The organism is Streptomyces litchfieldiae (assembly GCF_031845365.1).
Taxonomy (GTDB): domain Bacteria; phylum Actinomycetota; class Actinomycetes; order Streptomycetales; family Streptomycetaceae; genus Streptomyces; species Streptomyces litchfieldiae.
The window spans coordinates 163,927-184,261 of sequence record NZ_JAVREL010000004.1 but is presented as its reverse complement, the minus strand read 5'-3'; the positions used below and the strand labels follow the sequence as shown (position 1 = coordinate 184,261).

The 20,335-nt window shown below is 70.2% G+C and carries 18 protein-coding genes and 1 pseudogene; 7 read left to right on the top strand and 12 right to left on the bottom strand.

Going from position 1 to position 20,335, the window contains the following annotated elements:
• Positions 1-29: 29 nt before the first annotated feature.
• The 5 genes and pseudogenes from RM590_RS09560 to RM590_RS09540 all read right to left on the bottom strand — a co-directional run bounded on the left by RM590_RS09560 (position 30) and on the right by RM590_RS09540 (position 6,031).
• Positions 30-1,829: a bifunctional serine/threonine-protein kinase/glutamate ABC transporter substrate-binding protein gene (locus RM590_RS09560; RefSeq protein ID WP_311703997.1), complete on the bottom strand. Its 1,800-nt coding sequence runs from the start codon at positions 1,827-1,829 to the stop codon at positions 30-32.
• A gap of 134 nt (positions 1,830-1,963) precedes the next feature.
• Positions 1,964-2,887, bottom strand: a complete 924-nt coding sequence (locus RM590_RS09555; RefSeq protein ID WP_311703996.1) for an aromatic prenyltransferase — start codon at positions 2,885-2,887, stop codon at positions 1,964-1,966.
• A 32-nt stretch (positions 2,888-2,919) separates the two neighbouring features.
• Complete coding sequence (locus RM590_RS09550) at positions 2,920-3,444, bottom strand: YceI family protein (RefSeq protein ID WP_311703995.1); 525 nt, start codon at positions 3,442-3,444, stop codon at positions 2,920-2,922.
• Between the two features lie 147 nt (positions 3,445-3,591).
• A pseudogene (sigJ, locus tag RM590_RS09545) lies at positions 3,592-4,523 on the bottom strand (RNA polymerase sigma factor SigJ).
• Between the two features lie 116 nt (positions 4,524-4,639).
• Positions 4,640-6,031, bottom strand: coding sequence for a hypothetical protein (locus RM590_RS09540; protein WP_311703994.1), 1,392 nt, complete (start codon positions 6,029-6,031; stop codon positions 4,640-4,642).
• A 197-nt stretch (positions 6,032-6,228) separates the two neighbouring features.
• Between RM590_RS09540 and RM590_RS09535 the strand changes: the two genes are divergently transcribed.
• Positions 6,229-6,549 carry a hypothetical protein gene (locus RM590_RS09535; RefSeq protein ID WP_311704181.1) on the top strand — a complete coding sequence of 107 codons (321 nt, stop codon included), beginning with the start codon at positions 6,229-6,231 and terminating at the stop codon, positions 6,547-6,549.
• A 492-nt stretch (positions 6,550-7,041) separates the two neighbouring features.
• Here RM590_RS09535 and RM590_RS09530 read toward each other — a convergent pair whose 3' ends face one another.
• Both RM590_RS09530 and RM590_RS09525 read right to left on the bottom strand, forming a co-directional pair.
• Entirely contained in the window at positions 7,042-8,427 is a 1,386-nt protein-coding gene (locus RM590_RS09530) for a discoidin domain-containing protein (protein ID WP_311703993.1), read from the bottom strand.
• Between the two features lie 14 nt (positions 8,428-8,441).
• A complete protein-coding gene (locus tag RM590_RS09525) occupies positions 8,442-10,376 on the bottom strand; it encodes a chondroitinase-B domain-containing protein (protein WP_311703992.1) in 1,935 nt (644 codons plus the stop codon).
• A gap of 325 nt (positions 10,377-10,701) precedes the next feature.
• On the opposite strand from RM590_RS09525, the gene RM590_RS09520 reads away from it, so the two are divergent.
• Positions 10,702-12,444 carry a discoidin domain-containing protein gene (locus tag RM590_RS09520; protein ID WP_311703991.1) on the top strand — a complete coding sequence of 581 codons (1,743 nt, stop codon included), beginning with the start codon at positions 10,702-10,704 and terminating at the stop codon, positions 12,442-12,444.
• Between the two features lie 34 nt (positions 12,445-12,478).
• A complete protein-coding gene (locus tag RM590_RS09515) occupies positions 12,479-13,072 on the top strand; it encodes a DUF6461 domain-containing protein (protein WP_311703990.1) in 594 nt (197 codons plus the stop codon).
• Between the two features lie 93 nt (positions 13,073-13,165).
• Here RM590_RS09515 and RM590_RS09510 read toward each other — a convergent pair whose 3' ends face one another.
• Entirely contained in the window at positions 13,166-13,966 is an 801-nt protein-coding gene (locus tag RM590_RS09510) for a VOC family protein (RefSeq protein WP_311703989.1), read from the bottom strand.
• Between the two features lie 120 nt (positions 13,967-14,086).
• Positions 14,087-14,494 (bottom strand): RidA family protein, encoded by a 408-nt coding sequence (locus RM590_RS09505; RefSeq protein ID WP_311703988.1) that lies wholly within the window; start codon positions 14,492-14,494, stop codon positions 14,087-14,089.
• Positions 14,495-14,569: 75 nt separating this feature from the next.
• Here RM590_RS09505 and RM590_RS09500 point away from each other — a divergent pair, with 75 nt between their 5' ends.
• The 4 genes from RM590_RS09500 to RM590_RS09485 all read left to right on the top strand — a co-directional run bounded on the left by RM590_RS09500 (position 14,570) and on the right by RM590_RS09485 (position 17,613).
• A complete protein-coding gene (locus RM590_RS09500; RefSeq protein ID WP_311703987.1) occupies positions 14,570-15,220 on the top strand; it encodes a TetR/AcrR family transcriptional regulator in 651 nt (216 codons plus the stop codon).
• 102 nt (positions 15,221-15,322) lie between these two features.
• Positions 15,323-15,769 carry a DUF6232 family protein gene (locus RM590_RS09495; RefSeq protein WP_311703986.1) on the top strand — a complete coding sequence of 149 codons (447 nt, stop codon included), beginning with the start codon at positions 15,323-15,325 and terminating at the stop codon, positions 15,767-15,769.
• Positions 15,766-16,092: a hypothetical protein gene (locus RM590_RS09490; protein WP_311703985.1), complete on the top strand. Its 327-nt coding sequence runs from the start codon at positions 15,766-15,768 to the stop codon at positions 16,090-16,092. The genes RM590_RS09495 and RM590_RS09490 overlap by 4 nt, the downstream gene beginning before the upstream one ends.
• Positions 16,093-16,368: 276 nt before the next feature.
• Complete coding sequence (locus RM590_RS09485; protein WP_311703984.1) at positions 16,369-17,613, top strand: MFS transporter; 1,245 nt, start codon at positions 16,369-16,371, stop codon at positions 17,611-17,613.
• Positions 17,614-17,616: 3 nt separating this feature from the next.
• On the opposite strand, the gene RM590_RS09480 is transcribed toward RM590_RS09485, so the two are convergent.
• From RM590_RS09480 to RM590_RS09470, 3 genes are all read right to left on the bottom strand, one after another.
• Positions 17,617-18,369, bottom strand: a complete 753-nt coding sequence (locus RM590_RS09480) for a class I SAM-dependent methyltransferase (RefSeq protein WP_311703983.1) — start codon at positions 18,367-18,369, stop codon at positions 17,617-17,619.
• A 141-nt stretch (positions 18,370-18,510) separates the two neighbouring features.
• On the bottom strand, positions 18,511-19,302 hold the full coding sequence (locus RM590_RS09475) for an ABC transporter permease (protein WP_311703982.1): 792 nt from the start codon (positions 19,300-19,302) through the stop codon (positions 18,511-18,513).
• Entirely contained in the window at positions 19,299-20,285 is a 987-nt protein-coding gene (locus RM590_RS09470) for an ATP-binding cassette domain-containing protein (RefSeq protein ID WP_311704180.1), read from the bottom strand. The genes RM590_RS09475 and RM590_RS09470 overlap by 4 nt, the downstream gene beginning before the upstream one ends.
• Between the last annotated feature and the right edge of the window lie 50 nt (positions 20,286-20,335).

Sequence of the window (20,335 nt, the reverse complement as noted above, 5' to 3'; positions counted from 1 at the left end):
CGCCCCGGACCCGCGTCGCCGACGCCCGGTCAGCCCGTTGCCGTGGGCACTTCGGGCGGCTGGGGATCGTAGTTCTCCACGGCGCCGAGGTTGGCCTCGACGGCCGCCGCCCAGGAGCCGTCCTCGATCATCCGGGCGATCGCCGCGTTGATGGCGTCGCGCAGTTCCGTCTCGCCCTGGGGCAGCCCGACGCCGTAGTCGTACTCGGTGCTGAGCCTCAGTTCGGCCAGCCGGTAGCGGTCGGGGTGCCCGCTCTGGGAGGCGTATCCGGCGAGGAGGGCGTCGTCGGTGGTCAGGGCGTCGACCCCGCCGTACCGCAGGGCACCCAGGCATTCCGCATAAGACGGGCGCTCCGTGATGTCCACGTCCGGGGCCAGGCCGTTCTGCACGACCTGGGCCGGGGTGCTGCCGGTGACCGAGCACAGCGTCAGGTCGTTGATCTCCGCGATGTTGTTGACCTCGTCATCGGCGCGGATCAACAGGTCCTGGTGGGTGGAGAGATAGGGCCCGGCGAAGTCGACGCGGGTGTCCCGGTCCTCGGTGATCTGATAGCTGGCGACGAGGAAGTCGACCCGGCCGTGCGTCAGGAGGTTCTCCCGCTCGATGCTGGGCGCCTCCACCCACGTGATGTCCTGCTCCTCGACGCCGAGTTCGCGGGCGATGTACCGGGCGACCTCGACGTCGAAGCCCGTGTGGTCGCCCTCGGGGGTGAGCAGGCCCATGCCCGGCTCGTCGAACTTGATGCCGATGGTCAGGCTGTCCCGTCCGCCGTCGTCACCGTTGTCACCGTCGGACCCGGCATCGGATCCCGACTCGTCGGGGGAGTCGCTCACCGAATCCGAGGGCGAGTCGCCGGCCGTCGCGTCGTCACCGCCCTCCGGCAGCAGCCACACCACCGTCGCCACCGCGAGCCCGCCGACGGCCAGGGCGGCCGTGGCCACCAGCGGGGCCCGGCGCCGGGGCGCGGCCGGGGGCGTGGGCGGCGGGGTCGTCGCGGCCAGCCGCTGGTACGCCGGGAGTGCCGCCAGCGCGTGGGTGACGCCGCACCGCCGGACGATCTCCCGCGGCTCGGGCCGCGCCGCCGGGTCGCGGGCGACGCACTGCCGTATGAGCGCGGCGAGACCGGGCTCCACGCCGTCGACGTCGATCTCGCCGTGCACGACGCGATAGCTGACGGCCGCCCACTCCCCGCCGCCGTACGGCGCGCGGCCGGTCGCCGCGGCGGCCATGGTCGCGCCGAGCGCGAACACGTCCGCCGCCGGGCCCGCCCCGCCGCCCAGCAGCACCTCGGGGGCGGTGTAGCCGACGGTGCCGGGCGTCTGGCCGGTGCGGGTGAGCTGTGTGTGCTCAGCGGCCCGTGCGATCCCGAAGTCGATCAACTGCGGCCCGCCCGGGCCCAGGACGACGTTGTGCGGCTTCACGTCGCGGTGCACCACCCCATGCGCGTGCACCGCCGCCAGCGCCTCGGCCAGCGCCGCGAACAGCCCGGTGCACAAGGCCGGTTCGAGGGGCGCGCCGCGCGCCGCGGCGAGCAGCGTCGGGCCCGGCACGAACTCCGTGGCCAGCCAGTACGGTGGCGCGTCGAGGGCGGCGTCGACCAGGCGCGCGGTGTACGGGCTGCGCACCGCGCGCACCGTCGCGACCTCGCGCCGGAACCGGGCCAGGGCGTCGGCGTCGTCCGCGAAGTCCTCGCGGATCACCTTGATCGCCACCTGCATCCCGCCCGGCGACCGCCCCAGATACACCCGCCCCATGCCGCCGCTGCCCAGCCGGGCCAGCAGCGTGAACTCCCCCATGCGCTTCGGGTCTTGGCTCCTCAGTGGCTCCACGCCACCACTCTGGCAGACAGCCGTGCCACGAGGCAGTCAGGCACCCGCGATCAACCGGCCGCGGGCCGCCGGCGCCGGTCACCGCGTCGGGGCCGACGACCCCGACGCGGTGACACTCGCCGGCCGGCGGGAGGTCAGGCCTTGTTCTCGCCGGTATTGAACGCCGCCAACTGCTTCCGCGTCTGCGGCGCCAGTCGGTAGTACGACCCCACCTTGTAGTACTCACCGCCGGGCGAGCACGCGATGCCGTAGATGAGCACGCGCTTGCCGGGGTAGTCGTACGCGGCGTTATTGACGAACTGCTCAACTCCCGGTTCGAGTTCGGCGGGCAGGGTGATCAGCTCGGGGCTCGGCGGAGTCGCGAAGCAGATCCGCGAGATGTCCGGGGAATCCCAGTTGACGGTGACGTAGATGGAGAACGACTTCCGGATGATCTCCATCGTCTGCTCGCCCACCTCCGGCAGCCCGATCTCACGAAGCAACGACTGGAGGTTCTTCGGCTCAAGGCATTCGGCGGAGAGCTTGCCGAAGTACAGATTCACCGTTTTGCTCTGGTAGTCGATCGTGGTCATCGTCACATTGTTGGCCTCCAGGCCATGGCCGGCGAAAAGGTCGCCGTTCTTGGCCACGGCGCGCGGCATGGACGGGATGTCGGCGAGCTTGGACGCCGACGGCATGTCATCAAGGAGAAAGTAGGAATAGATCTTCTTGAAGCCGCCGATGACTCCGCAGTCCACGGCGTAACCGCGAACGGGGAAGCGGTCCACGATGTCCGAGAGCAGGGAGCCGACGGGGTGGTCCGTCTCCGTGACAAAGCCGTTCGACAGGGCGACGGCGTGTGGATCGCCGTTCCCCGGAGGCACCGTGATGGTGTAGTCGAGCTCTCCCGCGTGGGCCTTGTCGGTCGCCACGCTGATGGAAATAACGGCCTCCGGGAGCCCGTCCTTGTACGCGTCCACGATCGGCCAGATATTGTCGCGCGAGCACGGCACACCCACCAGCCGAGCCGATTCCTCAATGGCCGAGTATACGTTTTCTACCTCATTGGCTCCGGACATGGGTCCTCCAAGTAACAAATAAGAGGGCGCCGTCAGCCCTGCTTGCTGACCACTATTTCGAGGGTGACCTTGACCTTGTCGCTGACCACGACCCGCAGCGGCCCGACCACGCCGAACGCCTTGCGGCTGACCTCGGTGTGGGCCGTGACCCGCTCCAGCGGCTCGCCGGCGACGCTGTCGAGATCCACGGTCAGCGTCACCGGGTGGGTGACCCCGCGAACGGTCAGGTCGCCGTCCACGAAGAGGCCGCCCCCGTCGGCCCGTATCCCCGTCGAGGTGAACGTCATCGTGGGGTGCTCCTCGACGCTCAGGAGCTCGGGCTTGCGGAGGTGCGTGTCGCGGCGCTCGTTCCTGGTGTCCACCGACGCGGTCTTGATGACCGTGCTCACCGTCGAGTCCAGCGGGTTTTCCGCGGTCACGATCGTGCCCTCGAAGTCGGTGAAGCGACCTCGGGTGGCGACGCCGAATTGCCGGATCTGGAAGGACACGTTGGAGCGGGCGGTGTCGATCACCCAAGTGCCGGCGGCGTAACCGGGAATGTCGACCTGCGTGGCCATGGTGATGGGTGCTCCTTGTGGTGAATGGGACGTGGGCTGCCGTCGCATCCTCCCACCCAAGTCCCGGCACCGGCAACGGAACATGTCAACTGTTTCGGCGGCCAGACAGGCTCATATCCCCATCTGCTGAGGCAGATTGACGGAAAGTCACCTGACTCGCCGCAGCCCGTTCACCGTCCGCGGCCGGAGCTTCTCGGGGTTGCGCACCGACCAGATGCGCGCGATCCGGTCGCCCGCGACGTCGAACGCGATCACCGTCACGGTGACGCCGTCCTGCTGGGCCACCAGACCGGGCTGGCCGTTGACCGTGCGCTCCAGGAACGTCATGTCGGGCACCCGGCGGGCGACGTCGACGAAGACGCGCGCGACCTGCTCATCTCCAACGATGGGGTCGAGCACGGCGCCGACGAGGCCGCCGCCGTCGGCGATCGCCGTGACGCGCGGGTCGAGGATGCCGACGAGGGCGTCGATGTCCTTGGCCTCCCACGCCTGCTTGAAGTCCCTCACGACATCGGCGCGTTGGGCCGCCGCAGTGGCGGGGGTCCCGGACGCGCGCAGGCGCCGGCGGGCGGAGGTGGCCAACTGGCGGCACGCCGCGGGCGAACGGCCCACGATCTCGGCCACCTCGGGGAAGGAGTAGCGGAAGATGTCGTGCAGGATGAACGCGACGCGCTCGGCCGGGGTCATCGATTCGAGCAGGACGAGAAAGGCCATGTTGACCGACTCGTCGACGGTGACGCGTTCCGCCGGGTCGTCGGTGCTGCCGTGGGGCAACTCACTGGGCTCGGGCAGCGGCTCCGGGATCCATTCGCCGACGTAGCGCTCCCGCCGGGCCCGGGCCGAGCGGAGCAGATGCGGCCGGCCACCTTCGCCAGCCAGCGGCCGGGTGAATCGATCGCTTTCCGCTGCTTTGGGGACATGGCGTACCAGCGGGCATACGTCTCCTGCACGACGTCCTCGGCGTCGGCCAGCGAGCCCAGCAGCCGGTACCCGAGGTTGATGAGCTGACGCCGCTCGCTCATGATCGCGCTCAGGCCCGGGTCGGGCCGGCCGTCCCCCGGCTCGTTCCACGTGGTCATGGTTGTCGCCAACTCCCTCGATCGCGTCCGCCCTCGTCAGCTCGACGAGACAGCGCACCGAACTGTGAGGTCCAGCATGCGGGAGAGGCGGGGACGGCCGGCCGCCGCGGCCGGGATCAGCCGTTCATCGCGGTGAGCAGCAGCGACAGGTCGTTGACCATCTCCTCCTCGGTCAGCGCGCGGGTGTTGAAGTCACCGGCGTTGAAGAAGCCGCCGTAGGTGATGCTGATGTAGTAGTCGCCGACCACATAGCCGGCGTCCAACTGACCGTGGCCCCCGCCGTCGTCCTCGTAGATCAGGTAGCCCGAGGTACCAGCCGGCAGCGCGTAGAGCGGGCCCGCGCCCTCCGCTTCCCCGAGACGGTCCATGGTGGATCGCAGGTCGTACCCGAGTTCCCCCGCGGGGTACATGACGTCGGGGTCGGTCTCGGAGTAGTCCTCCACGGTCACCCGGATGTTGCGGATGCCGGTGTTGTCGATCCCGTAGGCGGCGTCCGACGGCTCGTAGACGCAGCTCGTGCTCGGGATGGTCGTCTCGGGACCGTCGTCGACGGTGGTGCCCTTCACCTTGACGTCGAGCTGCTCGGTCGCCGCCGCGGTCACGGCGGCGCAGCGCTCCTCGCCGGAGCCCTCCATCGGCAGCATGGGCTCCCCGAAGTCCTCAAGGCCCGCGTACTCCTGGGCGGCCGACTCGCTGAGCTGCGGTTCGCCGGCCGAGTCGTCGCCGCCGAGCGACTTCACGATGTCGGTGATCTCCCGGAAGGTGACCTCCTCGGTCAGGGGCTCGTTCGCGCCGTCGGGGTGCACGATCCAGCCGTAGACGAGGACGTAGAAGGTGGTCTCCCCCTGCCGGAACGAGGCGGAACCGTCGCCTCGTTCCATGCCCGCGGCCAGATTCCGGTTGTGGATGATCCACCCTTCCTCGCCGACCGGGAACTCGTACAGCGGGCCGTACTCCAGGTCCGCGAACCTGTTGGAGCCGGGGAAGAACGCGTCGTAGGCCGGTTCCGCGGCATCCCCGACCGACATGTACACGTTGGCCGAGAAGTGGTACGTGCCGTCCTCGATCGAGCTGGTCGCCGGGGTGGCGTACCAGCAGTCGATGCCGCCGTCCTTCGCACGCGCGCTCTGGAACTCGTAGTTGCGGGCGACCATGATCTCCGAGACCGCCGCACACGCGGCGTCGGGCCCCGCGGCGTAGTCGAGCGCTTGCGCGTCGGGGAACTCCATCGGCTCCAGGGTCGGGTGCGGGGTCAGTTGCACCTCGTCCCCCGAGCCCCCTCCGTCCCCGTCGCCGCCCCCGCCGAGGAACAGCACGGCTCCCACACCCGCGGCGAGTACGGCCAGCACGGCGACGATCGCGATCAGGGCCCTCGACTGCTTCGGACCGCGGGGCGGGTGACCGCCGGGCGGCGGGCCGGGGTATGCCCCGGGCGACTGGGACGGCCCTCCGTAGTGGTACGGGGGTGGCTGAGGGGAGGGCTGGGGATACTGGTTGCTGTGGGACATGCCTGCGCGTGCTCGCTCTCGACGTTCGCCGCAACCGGCACAGGGCACCTGCTGTGCGTCCGTCCGATGCCGGTTCCTCCGGGGAAGGCTCGCGGCGGCGCTTTCATGTCGCTTTCAAGTTGTCGCTCCGGCGGCGCGGCCGTAGGGTCACCGGCATGTCTCTGCGACTCCGAATGCGTGAAGCCCTGCGCGAGGCGATGCGCGCCCGCGACAAGGCCGCGGTCAGCGCCCTGCGCTCAACGCTCGCCGCGGTGGACAACGCGGAGGCGGTGCCCGTGGACGCGGCCGCGCTGCGCGGCGTGGTTCTTGAGGAGTCGCCGGTCGGCGCCGGCGCCACCGAGGCGCCGCGGCGCGCGCTGAGCGAGTACGGCGTGGCGGACATCGTGCGCGCGGAAGCGGATGAACGACTCGCCGCCGCGGCGCAGTTGACGGCGCCCGCGCACGCCGACCGGGCGACGCAGCTCCGTGCGGAGGCCGCCGTACTGCTCGGGCTCCTCGACGGCCGGGGCACCGTCTAACGATCCGGTCCGCCGGACCGGGCGCGCGGAAGCAGCGGCACCAGCACCATCGCCGCCCCGGTGATCAGTCCCGCGGCGACGAACGCGTCCGCGTCCGGCACCGCGGCCCTGCCACAGGAACCCGCCCGCGGTCAGCAGGCCACCCACCACGGTGAGCGTCCGCCCGCCCAGGCGCGCCATGAGCGCCGGGGCGACCTGCGAGGCGGCGATCAGCACCACCGTGTGCGGCAGGAACGCCAGGCCGGTCACCAGGGCGCTGTAGTCCAGCACGGGCCCTGCCGGGGGCGGCGGTGGTACTGATCTCTGTCATGCCCGAATCCTCCGGCGGCGCCCCGCGCGGCGGATCGGGCGCCGGGCGGGCCCCGGTACCTCCTTCCGGCTCAGTGCTCCCGTCGCAGTCCCAGCCCACCCACCGGGAAACGACCGGCGGCCCCTCGACGCGGGTGAGCGCGCCGAGGAGCCGCCGGCCGTCAACTCCCGCCGGACCGCGGCCTACACCCGCGGGCCCCGCACGGTGATCTCGCTGACGCTGGTCCAGTCGTTCGCCGTGTTGCCATGGCCGACCAGCCGCACATAACGGGCCGAGCCGTGCGCGAAGTCGTACGACTCGAACCCGGCCGTCGCCCCGGAGCTGCGCCTGCCGGCCAGCGCCGTGGTCCAGACGGACCCGTCGGCGGACAGTTGCACGTCGAACGTGGTCACCCGCGCGTCGCCCCGGTGCCAGGCCACCGCGAGCGAGCCGACCGGTCGCGCCGAGCCGAGGTCGAGCCGAAGCCACACCCCGTCGCCCTCGGCGGACCAGCGGGTGGCCAGGTCGCCGTCGATCGCGTTCGCCGGGACGTTGCCGTCGTGATCGCTCGCCGTCGCCCCGGCCACCGGCAGCTCCGGCGCGGGCGGCGACTGGCCGTCGCCGCAGTCCGTCGGCACGACGGTGCTCGCGCCGAGCGTGGCGCCGGTGACCTCGTTGTCGTCGCACACCACGTTGGGCTCGGCGCAGCCGTCGTTGACCACGTCGAATCCCCAGCCGTCGGCCTGGTACGGCGCGACGCTGCCGGTGTTGGCCCGGAAGACGTTTCCGCAGCCCCAGCCCTCGACGCGCACGCGCGTCTTGTAGCCCGACATGTACGCCGCCGTGCCCTGGTTGCCGGCGATCAGGTAGCCGTTCCCCTTCGCGGACACCCAGCTCTCGCCGGAGTTGGCGCCGGTCTGGCCGGTGCCGTCGAAGGTGTTGCCGCTCACCTCGCCGCCGGTGGAGCCCTCCTTGATGTCCACGTGTTCGGCGGTCACGTTCGGGCCGAGCCGGTTGTTCAGGACCCGGTTCCGGTCGCTGGTGTCCGGGCCGCCGTCCCAGTGGTTCTGGGCCGACCCCAGGTAGATGGCCTCGCCGTAGTCCTCGGTGACCTGGCCGGTGTCGTGCACGAACGAGTCGCGCACCACGTTGTCCGAGCTCTCCTGCCGGAAGTGGATGCCTTCCTCGCCGATGTCGTACACCTCGATCCCGTCCAGCACATTGCCGGACGCGCCGGTGGCCATCACGCCCTTCTTCGCGTCGCGCACGGTGAACCCGGTGAGCCGCCAGTGGTCGGCCCGCAGGTCCACCCCGTAGCCGCTTCCGTTGTCGCCGCCGTCGACGATCGCGTCGGGCGAGCCGGTCAGCGTGATCGGCTCGGCCGCCGTTCCGCTGTTCGCGATGACGATGTTGTCGTACGTGCCGTCCGCCATCTCGATCGTGTCGCCCGGCTCCGCCTCGTCGATGGCGTCCTGGAGTCCGGCGGCCGTCGACACCCGGGTCACGCCCGGACCCTCGTCCGCCACCGCGACGGGCGCAAGTCCCAGGGTGAGCGCCGCCGCGACGACTCCCACGCGTATCGCGCGCATGGCGCTGCCCTCCATCAGGCGCCGTGGATGGTGGTCTCGCTGATGCTGGTCCAGTCGTTGTCCGTGTTGCCGTGGCCGACGATCCGCACATAACGGGCGGAAGCGTCGGGGAAGTCGTACGTCTCCGGTCCACTGGTGGTACCGCTGCTGCGCTGACCGGACCGCACGGTCGTCCAGGTGGTGCCGTCCTGGGAGAGCTGGATGTCGAAGGTCTGGACGCGCGTGTCGCCCCGGTGCCAGGCGAGGGACACCGCGCCCACGGTGTGGACGGCGCCGAGGTCGTAGCGGATCCAGACGTCGTCGCCCTCGGCGGACCAGCGGGTGGCCAGGTCGCCGTCGATGGTGTTCGCCGGGACGTTCCCGTCGTGATCGCTCGCCGTCACGCCGGCCACGGGCAGCTCCGCCTCGCCCGGATCACCGGGGTCGCCGGGGTCCCCCGGGTCACCGGGGTCGTCCGGGTCCTCCGAATCGCCCGCGCCGGGACCGACGTCGGCCGCGGTGAGCGGGCCACGGGCCGGCTCACCGGCGGAGTACTCGTCGGCACCGGTGTCCGGCGCCCCGGTCCTGCCCTGGCCGTCCATGTCGTCGGTGAGGAAGGCATAGCCGCCGGTGCCGGCGTCAACGGCCGGGCTGCCCGCGCCGATCCGGTGGACGGCGCCGTCCTCGACGAGCAGCGGATCGGTGACCCGAACGCCGTCGGCCGGCACGTCGCCGACCGTGGCCGAGCCGGTCGGCCAGGCGATGTTGCCCCCGTAGGTCATGTTCTCCGGCGTCATCAGCTCGTTGAACAGCTCCCCGTCGCCGCCGATCACCACGTTGTCCGCGATGACCGAATCGACCGGCGCCAGGTCGTAGTTGGCGCCGACCTCGATGTTGGAGACGTTGTTCACGAACGTGTTGTGCACGATCGTCGCCCGGTACACCCGCCAGTGCGCGCTCAGCGCGCCGGAGGTGTCCACGTCGCCGCCGTCCACCTGGAGCGCCGCGTCGTAGCCGGTCCCGGTCAGGCCCTCGAAGTAGTTGTTGTAGATGAGGTGGTCCTGGCCGTAGATCCGGATGCCTCCGGTGCCCGGCTTCCCGCCGCCGAGGAAGAAGTTGCCGTAGAACTGACCGCGGTTGCCGTGGCGCTGGGACAGCGTGCCCTGCGAGGTCAGGAACGTGTTGTACCGGACCACGTTCTCGTTGCTCTTGACCGAGACGATCTCCGGGTCACCGTCGCAGTTCTCGAACAGGTTGGATTCGATGACGGTGTGCCCGTCCGACTGGGAGATCGCGCTCTCGCCGACCCGGATCGCCTCCATCTCATTGGCCGCGCGCGGACCGATGTTCCGGAAGTGATTGTGGTCGATCAGGTCGTACTGGGACTGCTGGGACTCCGAGCCGTCGATGGTGATGAAGTTGCCCAGTTGGTGCTTCTCTTCGAAGAGGTTGTGATCGATCCGGTTATGGTGGCTGTTCTCGCCCTGGATGATCACCCACTTCAACGACTCCTCCTCGGTGAGCCGGAAGTGGTTGCGGGTCAGCCGGACATGGTGCGAGCTGGTGATCTTGAGCGTGTCGCTGTTCGTCCACTTGAGACCCTCGAACGTCACGTACGACGAGTTGAGGACCTCCAACTGGCCATCGGAGATGACCGCTTGGCCCCGGTTCTGGGCGGCGACGACGATCGGCGCCGACTCGGTGCCGTGCCGCCCGCTCATCTTGCCGATCTCGTATTCGCCGTCCGCCAGCACGATCCGGTCGCCCGCCTGGGCGCTCCCCATGGCCGCCGCCAGCTCGTCGGAGTCGCTGACGACGATCTCGGCCAGGGCATCGGCCTCGTCCGTGGCACCGGAGACGGCGACCGTGCCCGCGACGGCCGGGTTCGCCGTCAGGCCGAGCGCGAGCGCCGCCGCGACGACGGCCCCGCCGCGGATGGCGCGGTGGGAAGCGCGGTTGAGCAAGTGCATTGCCAGCCCCTCGTCTTCGTGGTGAGGTCCATCGGGTGATTTCTAGGGGCCCGGCACCGGGAGGGGTCCCGAGTGCCGCGGGATCCGGCCGGGCGGCATCGATGAATCGGCCGGTCTTTCGTTCCGGCGCCGGAGCCGGCCGCGCTACTCCCCCCGCCCCGTGACCCCTCCCGAAGCCGTGCCGCTACGGTCGCGCGCCGACGCCGCCTCCCGTGCCCCGGCGACGCTCCACGGCCGGGGCCGGGCAGGAGAGCTCGAACGAGGAGGGCAACACGCTGTGAGGGAAACCCACTTATCCCGTTTCACACCCTGGAGACGGCTGCCGTTGGCGGCCGCCGTCATCGCCGCGCTCGCGGCGACGCCGGCCGGGCCGGGGACCGCGCGGGCCGCCGGTGCGCAGATCACCCCGGGCGCCGGCGCCATCACCGCCAGCACCAGTGACGAGAACGAGCCGGCGAACGTCGTGGACCACGACTACACCACCCGGTGGTCCGGCGAGGGCGACGGCGCCTGGCTGCAACTGGACCTCGGCTCGGTCATGACCGTCAGCCACATCAAGCTCGCCGTGTACAAGGGCACCACCCGGCAGAACGTCTTCGAGCTCCAGTACTGGGACGGTTCGCGCTGGGTCACCGCCTACGACGGCGAGAGCAGCGGCACCACCACCGGCCTGGAGTCGTTCGGCTTCGACCCCGTCCAGACCTCCCGGGTCCGCTACCTCGGCCACGGCTACACCGGCGACGGCGAGGGCGACTGGAACAGCCTCACCGAGGTCGAGGTCTGGGGCGGCCCCGGCGACGGCGACCCCGGGGACCCGGGCGACCCCGGCGACCCGGAGCCGGGGTACGGCACCGATGGCAACGGCAACCCGAGGACCGACGACTGCACGGAGTTCGCCGACTCCGATCCCCAGCAGGCCGTTGACGACGCGTCCCCCGGCGATGTCATCTGCGTGCGGCCCGGGGACCACCGCGACTCGACGCTGACCGTCGACAAGGCGGTGACCGTACGCGCCAATGGCGTGGTGACACTGCGGAACATCGTGATCAGCGGAACGGGCGCGGTCGTTGACGGCTTCACGATCGTCGGGGACGCCCTGGACGACCCGTCGACGGGCATCAAGTTCTCCGGCAGCGGCCACCGGATCATCAACAACATGATCCGGGGAAAGCACATTCACTACGCCATCGCCTGTGATCCGGAGAATTGCGCCAGCGACGTACTGATCTCACGGAACACGGTCACCCGGACCAACAACTTCGGCGTCGTTCTCTGGGGCGGCGACAACATCGTCGTCGAGTGGAACAACATTTACGACCTGTGGTCGGACGACGGCAACGACGACGTCGACGGCATGCGCGTCTGGGGCAACGGCCACATCATCCGCAACAACTACATCCACGACCTGAACGTGAACAAGGGCGAGGGCGAGCCGCACGCCGACTGTCTCCAGACCTACCAGCACAGCAGCGAGACCAGGGAGTCCTCGGACGTCCTGGTGGAGAACAACTACTGCGTGCGCGTCTCCGGCCAGTGCCTGATCCTGCAGAACGGGCGCCGACCGGTCCCGGACATCCGCGACTTCACCTATCGCGGGAACGTCTGCGAATCCTTCGGCAGCCAGAACATCGAACTGGGCAGCATCGCAGGCAGCACCATCGAGAACAACATCCTGCTCGGCGGGGTCGACGGACACGTGGTCACCTTCCACAGCACCGTCGACGGGCTGGAAACCACCGGCGTCAGAATGCGTAACAACATTCTGGTCACCGCCGGCGGTTCCGTGTACGCCAGCGGCAGTCGGGACGCGCTGATCGACGACACGAGAAACATCCAACTGACCGACGAGTCCATTCACGACGACTGGCAGGAATTCGAGAACAATCCCGACGCTCCGGTGCCGGCGATCAACCCGGACGACTTCACCGCATTCCGGGACCGTGCCGACCTCGGTGCCGTCCTGGACCGGGGCGCCCCGCCCACCAGCCCGGACTTCACCGAGGACGTGGACGGCGCCGCCCGCGTTCAGGGAGCCGCGATCGACATCGGCCCGTTCGAGCTCGGCTGAGTTCACTGTCAGTGGCGGCTGCCATGCTGCTCCCATGGCTTACACCACCGCCGCCGACTACGCGTGGCTCACTGAGCAGTACGAGGATCTGCTGGAGGCGTACTGCGTCACCCTCGTCCAAGGGCTCGGCCCCGAGGAGCTGCTCACGGCACTCGGGGCCGAGCCCGCGGGGCGGATCACCGGCGTGTCCGGGCTGGCCGAGCCGTCGTTCGAACATGATCGGTCGTTCGTGAGGGTCGCAGCGGTCGATGACTGGTCGCTGATGGTCGAGTACAACGGCTATCTGGGCGTCACCGACAAGGCCATGCTCCCCGTGTCGCAGGGACGCACGGTGGTCTCGCACTTCCGCAACGTCAACGCGGTGGACCACTTCTGCTGGTACCGGGACGGCGCCGTACGCCTCCATTTCGAACCGCTCTTCGCCTACGACCGCGACGGCAGCCACCCGGACGAACTGCTCACCGAGATGCGGGACCTGGGCTTCGCCCTCAGCGATGAAGAAGAGCCGGACCCCGACCACACCGAGGCCGCGTTCGCTCTCGCCCACCGCATCACGGGCATACGTCTGACACCCGGGCTGTTCGCCTCCGCGGAGTTCCGGTGCGGCCTCGCGACGGTGCCCCGCTGACAGCGCCGGCCCCCGGCCGGTCGGCGATGACCACGCCGGTGGTCATCGACCGCCCGCTCTTCAACGACCGGGCCAGGTCGTTCCGGCCGTTACTCACGGTATCCGTCCGGGTCGCCGATCACCCCCGGAGTCGTCCCGCGTTCCCGCTTCTGGGGCGTGTCCGGCGAGCCACCGCGTGAGGTCCTCGGCTTGGCTCAGCTCTTCGGTGACGCGCCGGCGTTCGGCGTCGGTGAGGTGGATCCGTTCCAGCTCGCGGGCCCAGGTGCCGATGTTCTCTGGCTCGTTCAGGGCGGTGGCGAGTTCGATGAGGGCGGCCAGGGCCAGGGCCCGGTCAAGGGCCGGGGCGGTGTCGCCGTGCCGGCGCAGCGCGGAGGAGAGGGCGCGGAAGGCGGCCCGGTCGTCGTTCTTGAACTCGCGGAAGATACGGGCGTTGTCGAGTGCCCGGGCCAGGCCCGTCAGTTTCTTGGAGCCGCCGTATTCGAGCTCGTCGGGCTCGTCGCGCTGGATGAAGATGAGCGAGTTGCCGGACGGGTCGACCAGGGTGAACCGCGACTGGCCGGGGCGGAAGCGGGTGAGGCGCGGGAGCCCCTTGGCCAGCACCTTGCCGTAGGCGGCGCGCATGGCCCGGGTGAGGGCGGCGTGGTAGGGGGCGGCCTCGTCCACCATGACCAGACAGCCGCCGCCGTCCTCGCGGGCCGGGTCGTGTCCCTGGGGCGGCTTGCCGAAGTGGACCGCGAAACCGCTCCACTCCAGGGCGAGATAGAGGTACGGGCGGGTCTGCTGGTAGGTGACCTCGAATCCGAGCGCCTGGTAGAAGGCCAGCGTCTCCTCCACGTCCGCGCACGGCAGCACCGGAACGGTCGTCTCGTTCGCCCGTATCGTCGTTTCCGTCAACGGTCTCTCCGTCCCATCCCGGCTCGGGCATCGGTGCCCCAACGGGTGGGCGCCGAGCGAGAGTTCGACGGTACGACCGACCATTCCGGGTAGTCAAATTTTACTAGTCTCGAACCCCGGCTACCCGATGACCGCGGTGGCCTCCACCTCGACCAGCAGGTCGGGCTCCCCGAGCGCCGCCACGCCCAGCAGGGTGATCGGCTTGACCGGATCGACGCCCAGCTTCGCCGCCGCCCGGCCCACCCCCTCGCCGAGCAGGGGCATCTTCTCGGGGCTCCAGTCGACGACGTAGATGGTCAGCTTGGCCACGTCGTCGAAGGATCCGCCGATCCCGGCCAGCGCCGTGCCGATGTTGAGGTAGCACTGCTCGACCTGGGCGGCGAAGTCCCCCGTGCCGACCGGGCGGCCGCCGGCGTCCCGGGCGACCTGTCCCGCGAGGAAGACCAGCCTCGAACCGGTGGCGATCGACAACTGGCGGTAGACATCGGGCTTCGGCAGCCCTTCCGGGTTGACCAGGGTTACGGGCATGGCCCCTCCTCGGCGTTCATGGGCGACAGGATCGGCGTTCGGCGAAAGCATAGCGATGCTATGTATTGTGTCGCCATGGCGAGGACGAAGGATCCGGCGGTGCGCGCCCAACTGCTGGACCGGGCCGCGCACATGCTCCGGACCCGGCAACCGGTCACCCTACGGACGCTCGTCGCCGGGACCGGCGTGTCGACGATGGCCGTCTACACCTACTTCGGCGGCATGGACGGCCTGTGGCAGGCGCTGCGGCAGGAAGGCTTCACCCGCCTCGCCGCCAAGCTCGCGGCCGTCGCGATGACCAGGGACCCGGTGCGGGACCTGGCCGCCCTGGGGGCCGCCTACCTGTCCAACGCCCTGGAGAGCCCCGACCTCTACCGCGTCATGTTCGACGCCGACGTCGAACTGGAGGACGCCGCCGCCGCGGACGAGACTCTGCACTGCCTGGTCGACGCCGTGGAACGAGCCAGGACGGCCGGCCGCTTCCGCGACGACGTCGACCCTCTGGAGCTGGCGACACAGAGCTGGGCCATCGGCCATGGACTGGCCTCACTCGTCGCCACGGGCCCGTTGCCGCACCAAGCGCTCGGGCACGCCGTGCCCATGCTGACGGCGCTCTTCATCGCCGCCGGAGATGAACCCGGCATATGCCGCCGGTCGGTCGAGAGTGGCTGGGGGAGCGCTGCCATATTTCTCAACCGGAAGGGGCATGAAAAGGGCGGGGGTTGAGGGGGGAGCGCGATGGCGAGAGACACGGAGACGACGGTCCTGGTCCGGAACAAGATCCTTCGGATCGAGACGGTGGTGCCATCCCCCAAGGGTGTCGAAACCATGGCGTTTCCGGTGGACAACATCGCCCGGGTCGTGGTGTCGCCGCATGTTCCCGATCGCGGGAAGGCGTTTCTGCAATTCCTGGTCGCCATGACCATTCTGGGCTTATCGGCCGCCCTCGTGAACGCTGCCCTGGAGGACGAGAACGACGCCCCGGCGGGCGCGGTGACCGGCATCACCTACGCGGTGGCCGTGATTCTGACCATCCGGCTCCTGTCGGTCCTGGTCAGGCGCTCCTACTATGTGCTGCTCGTCGAGACGTCGGGGCCGCCCTTCGCCAGGCTGCACAGCCGGGACCAGCAACTGATCCGGCAGATCGGCGAGCAGATCATCGACGCGATCAACAATCCACAGGCCGCGTTCATGTACCGGATCGAGCATCTCCAGATCGGGGACACGATCAAGCTGATCGGTGGCAGCGGCAATACGGGGAAGGTGAGCAAATGAGTGGCGACATCCATTTCGGCGACAAGGTGATCATCAATGACGGGAGTGGTCACATCGGGAAGATCAGCTATCAGAACTCCGCGTCCGTCGATCAGCAGGCGGCTTTCCACGCGATGCTTCTGACGGCTCTCCGCACGGACGCCGAGACCGCACAGGGCGCGGAGGCGCACGCGGCCCGGGCCCATGCGGAAGACCTGGAGGAGGCCATCGCCGCCGAGGACCCGACGCGCGCCGACCGGATCATCGGCCGGGTCAACGCCCTTCTCGCGGCGGCCACTTCCGCCTTCGCGATGACCCGCGGGCTGCTGCCGCCCAACGGCTGAAGCGGCGGCGGCCGCGTGCGCCGTCGACCGTAATTCCCTTGCCGCCACTTCGTCCCCTCCTGTTACCCTCCCGGCAGTCGCTCGGGTCCGCCTTGTCCCGGGCCCAACGTTTCTCTTCCGCCCGGTGTCGGGGGCGGCGGCGAGGGCGCGTGTCCCGTCCCACCGCAGTCCTGGATGTCCCCTGGCGGACCACGGGTCGCACCTTTTCTGTCAGCGGTACTCAGGCGCCGGCGGCCCCGGGTGGTCCGCCCCGCCGGGCGGCGACGAAGGACACCCATGCCCCGAGCCGCCACCGGCTACCGTCCCCTGCTGCGCATCCCCGGCGCCGCCGCCTTCTTCCTCACCGCCGCCGTCGGCCGTGTCGGCATCGCCATGACCGGTCTCGGCCTGGTCTGGCTGCTGCACGCCCGCACCGGCTCCTACGCCACCGCCGGCCTCGGGAGCGCCGGATTCGCCCTCGCCGAGGCGCTGATCGGCCCCCAACTGGCGCGTCTGGTCGACCGGTTCGGCCAGACCCGCGTCCTGCCGTGCTGCCTCGTGGCCCATGGCGCCGCCATCGTCGGCGTCCTCGCGTCGACCACCCCGGCCGCGGCGGTCGTCGCCGCCACCTGCGCCGGGGCGGCCGTTCCCCAACTCGGCGCCCTGTCCGCGGCCCGCTGGGCCCACCTGCTGCGCGGCGAGCGCGCCGCGGAACTCCCCAGCGCCTTCGCCCTGGAATCGCTGGCCAATGCCACCGCCTTCCTCCTCGGGCCCGTCCTGGCCACCGCGCTCGGCGCGGTCGGCAACGCGGCCCTGGCCAGCGCCATCGCCGCGGCCCTGATCCTCGGCGGGGGAGCGGCGCTGGCCGCCCAGCGCCGCACCGCGCCGCCACCGTCCCCCACTCGCGGCTTCGCTCGAGCGGGGGGACCCCCATCGGCGGACGCCGAACGCGCGCACGGCGAACGGTCGTTGTCCCTGCTGCGGCCGGCCTTCCTGCTCCTGGCCCTGCTGAACCTGGCCATCGGGCTCTACTTCGGGACCATGGGCGTCTCGGTGACCGCCTTCGCGATCAGCCACGACATGCCCGGCGCGGCCACACCGATCATCGCCGCCGCCAGCCTCAGCGGACTGCTCTCCGGCTGGCTCTACGGGCTGTGCCGGCACCGCACCCGGGCGCGCCGCCAACTCGTCTTCGTCACCGCTTACTTGATGGGCACGGCGGTGCTGCTTCCGCTCGCTCCGTCCGCATTCTGGCTCGGCGCCGCCGCGGTGGTCACGGAGGCCGCGGTGCCGCCCACGCTCGTTCTGCTCAACGTCCTCACCGAGAAGGCCGTCCGCCCGGCCGCCCTCACTCAGGCGTTCACCTGGAACAACTCGGCCAGCGCGGCCGGTTCGGCACTGGCGGCGTCCCTGGCCGGACGCGCCGCCGACACCTGGGGCGCCTCAGCGGCGCTCGCCGGCGCGCCCCTGGCCGGGCTGGTCCTCGTCGTTCTCTCCCTCGTCCTCCACCGCGTGAAAACTGTTGCACTGGCGGGTCGTTGAGGGTCACTTCGCCAGGCGGGCCTGCCAGATCTCCTCGCTGGGCCACGCGTGGGCCCAGTCCGCCGACAGCTCCGGAAAGTGCCGGTCCGTGGGGTGGGGAGCCTGGATCTCGATCAGGTCCTCGACGACAAAGCCGTTGGACCGAAGCAGACGGAGCATCTCGCCATGCGGCAGCACGAACTCCACCCGCTCTCCCCAGTCCAGCCGGTTCAGCCCGAACTGCGGGCGCAGCAGGGTCGTGGACGCCCGGCCCTCGTGCGGTGCGCACATCGCGAACAGGGTCGAGTAGCGCATGAACACCAGCCGGCCGCCGGGCGCGAGAAGCCGGGCGGCCTCCGGGATCCACCGATACGGGTCGCACCACAACGAGGCCCCGTACTCGCTGATCGCCAGCTCGAACGTGCCGTCGTCATAAGGCACTTCCTCCGCGCTGCCGAGGACCAGGGGGAAGTCGAGGCCGAACTCCTCCTGCATCGCACGCGCGGTCGCGAGCTGCTTCTCCGAGAGATCGATCCCGACCGGACGGGCCCCGGCCCTGGCCAGCCACGCCGAAACGTAGGCGGTGCCGCAGCCGAGCTCGATCGCGCGCATCCCCGTCATGTCGTCGGGCAGCACCCGGACCTGCGACTCCGGGGTGGCCCACAGTCCCCAGCGCGGCTCCGGCTGCGACCAGTGACCGCGGGCGAGTGGCCCGTGCCACCCGGCCGCCTCGTCGTCCCAGTAACGCCGGTTCAGATCCACGTGGTCAGCAGCCATGGGGGCATTCGATCCAAGCTCGATGAGAGGCGGCAACGGAATATCCGGCCGCGAGAGCGAACGGAGAGAACGCCGGCGGGGCGGCGCACGCCGATGTGGTGTCGGTGTGCGCCGCCCTGGAGTGGGGCGAGTTGCCTGCCGCTACTTCGGGTCGCGGTTGAACAGCGAGGCGGACCAGAGGTAGCCGAGTGCGGCCAGCACCACGCACCAGCCCGCGGCGAGCCATCCGTTGTGGCCGATGTCGGTGCCGAGGAGGAGGCCGCGGAGGGTTTCGATGGCGGGGGTGAAGGGCTGGTATTCAGCGATGGGCTGGAACCAGCCGGGCATGGCGTCGATGGGGACGAAGGTGCTGGAGATGAGGGGCAGGAAGATCAGGGGGAGGGCGTTGTTGCTGGCGGCCTCGGCGTTGGGGCTGATCAGGCCCATGCCGGCGGCGATCCAGGTGAGCGCCATGGCGAAGAGCGCGAGCAGCGCGAACGCGGCCAGCCATTCCAGGGGGGTGGCATCCGTGGTGCGGAAGCCGATGGCGAGGGCGACGGCGCCGACGAAGACGACGCTGAGGACGCATTGGAGGACGCTGCCGAGGACGTGGCCGATGAGGATCGAGGGGCGGTGGATGGCCATGGTGCGGAAGCGGGCGATGATGCCTTCGGTCATGTCGTTGGAGACGGAGACCGCGGTGCCGACGGTGGTGGAGCCGATGGTCATCAGCAGCAGGCCGGGGACGAGGTAGGCGATGTAGTCGGAACGGTTCGCGTCGCCGCCGCCGATGCCCGCGCTCATCACGTCTCCGAAGATGTAGACGAAGAGCAGCAGCATCATGACCGGGGTGAGCAGCAGGTTCAGGGTGAGGGAGGGATAGCGCCGGGCGTGCAGCAGGTTGCGGCGCAGCATGGTGTTCGAGTCGCGCACGGCCAGGGACAGGGAGCTCATCGGGCGTTCTCCTTGGGCTGGTTGGGCACGGTGGCGGTGGCGGTGAGGGCGAAGAAGACGTCGTCGAGGTCGGGGGTGTGGACGGTGAGTTCGTCCGCCTCGATGTCGGCGGCGTCGAGCCAGTCGAGGATGGCGCGCAGTTCGCGCTGGGTGCCGTCGCTGGGGATCTGCAACGACAGCGACTCGTCGTCGCGGGTGGCGTCGCGCAGCGCGGAGGCGGCGGCCTCGTACGCCTGCGGGTCCTCGAAGCGCAGCCGCACATGTCCGCCGGGGATGAGCCGCTTCAGCTCCTCGGCGGTGCCCTCGGCGGCGATCTTGCCGTCGTTGAGCACCGCGATGCGGTCGGCGAGTTCGTCGGCCTCCTCCAGGTACTGGGTGGTGAGGAAAACGGTCACGCCGTCGGAGACGAGTTCGCGGATGATGCCCCACATGTTGTGGCGGGAGCGGGGGTCCAGGCCGGTGGTGGGCTCGTCGAGGAAGATGATCCGCGGGTTGCCGACCAGGGTCATGGCGATGTCGAGGCGCCGCTTCATGCCGCCCGAGTAGGTGGACGCCGGCTTCTTCGCGGCCTCCACCAGGTCGAAGCGCTCCAGCAGCTCGGCGGCGACCCGCTGTCCCTCCCGCCTGGACAGGTGGTGCAGGTCGGCCATGAGGAGCATGTTCTCCTCGCCCGTGATCATCCCGTCGACCGCGGAGAACTGCCCGGTGACACCGATCGCCGTCCGCACCCCGTCCGGGGACGTGGCGATGTCATGGCCGGCGACCTGGGCCTGCCCGCCGTCGGCGCTGATCAGCGTGGAGAGGATCTTGACGGCGGTGGTCTTGCCGGCTCCGTTCGGGCCGAGCAGCGCGAACACGGACCCGGCCGGGATGCGCAGATCGATGCCGTCCAGGACGGTCTTGTCGCCATAGGACTTGCGCAGCCCGACGGCGGAGACGGCGGCCGGCGCGGGGTGCCCGCCGCTTTGGCTGGGCGTGAGCATGACAGGAGAAGGCATGGAGTCTTCCTGTTCGAGGGCTGAAGTAACCGAGA

Coding starts and splice junctions, on each gene's coding strand:
- RM590_RS09555 (WP_311703996.1), bottom strand. CDS start 2,887: ATGTCCGGAGCCAATGAGGTAGAAAACGTATACTCGGCCATTGAGGAA.
- RM590_RS09550 (WP_311703995.1), bottom strand. CDS start 3,444: ATGGCCACGCAGGTCGACATTCCCGGTTACGCCGCCGGCACTTGGGTG.
- RM590_RS09540 (WP_311703994.1), bottom strand. CDS start 6,031: ATGTCCCACAGCAACCAGTATCCCCAGCCCTCCCCTCAGCCACCCCCG.
- RM590_RS09535 (WP_311704181.1), top strand. CDS start 6,229: ATGCGCGCCCGCGACAAGGCCGCGGTCAGCGCCCTGCGCTCAACGCTC.
- RM590_RS09530 (WP_311703993.1), bottom strand. CDS start 8,427: ATGCGCGCGATACGCGTGGGAGTCGTCGCGGCGGCGCTCACCCTGGGA.
- RM590_RS09525 (WP_311703992.1), bottom strand. CDS start 10,376: ATGCACTTGCTCAACCGCGCTTCCCACCGCGCCATCCGCGGCGGGGCC.
- RM590_RS09515 (WP_311703990.1), top strand. CDS start 12,479: ATGGCTTACACCACCGCCGCCGACTACGCGTGGCTCACTGAGCAGTAC.
- RM590_RS09505 (WP_311703988.1), bottom strand. CDS start 14,494: ATGCCCGTAACCCTGGTCAACCCGGAAGGGCTGCCGAAGCCCGATGTC.
- RM590_RS09500 (WP_311703987.1), top strand. CDS start 14,570: ATGGCGAGGACGAAGGATCCGGCGGTGCGCGCCCAACTGCTGGACCGG.
- RM590_RS09495 (WP_311703986.1), top strand. CDS start 15,323: ATGGCGTTTCCGGTGGACAACATCGCCCGGGTCGTGGTGTCGCCGCAT.
- RM590_RS09490 (WP_311703985.1), top strand. CDS start 15,766: ATGAGTGGCGACATCCATTTCGGCGACAAGGTGATCATCAATGACGGG.
- RM590_RS09485 (WP_311703984.1), top strand. CDS start 16,369: ATGCCCCGAGCCGCCACCGGCTACCGTCCCCTGCTGCGCATCCCCGGC.
- RM590_RS09480 (WP_311703983.1), bottom strand. CDS start 18,369: ATGGCTGCTGACCACGTGGATCTGAACCGGCGTTACTGGGACGACGAG.
- RM590_RS09475 (WP_311703982.1), bottom strand. CDS start 19,302: ATGAGCTCCCTGTCCCTGGCCGTGCGCGACTCGAACACCATGCTGCGC.
- RM590_RS09470 (WP_311704180.1), bottom strand. CDS start 20,285: ATGCTCACGCCCAGCCAAAGCGGCGGGCACCCCGCGCCGGCCGCCGTC.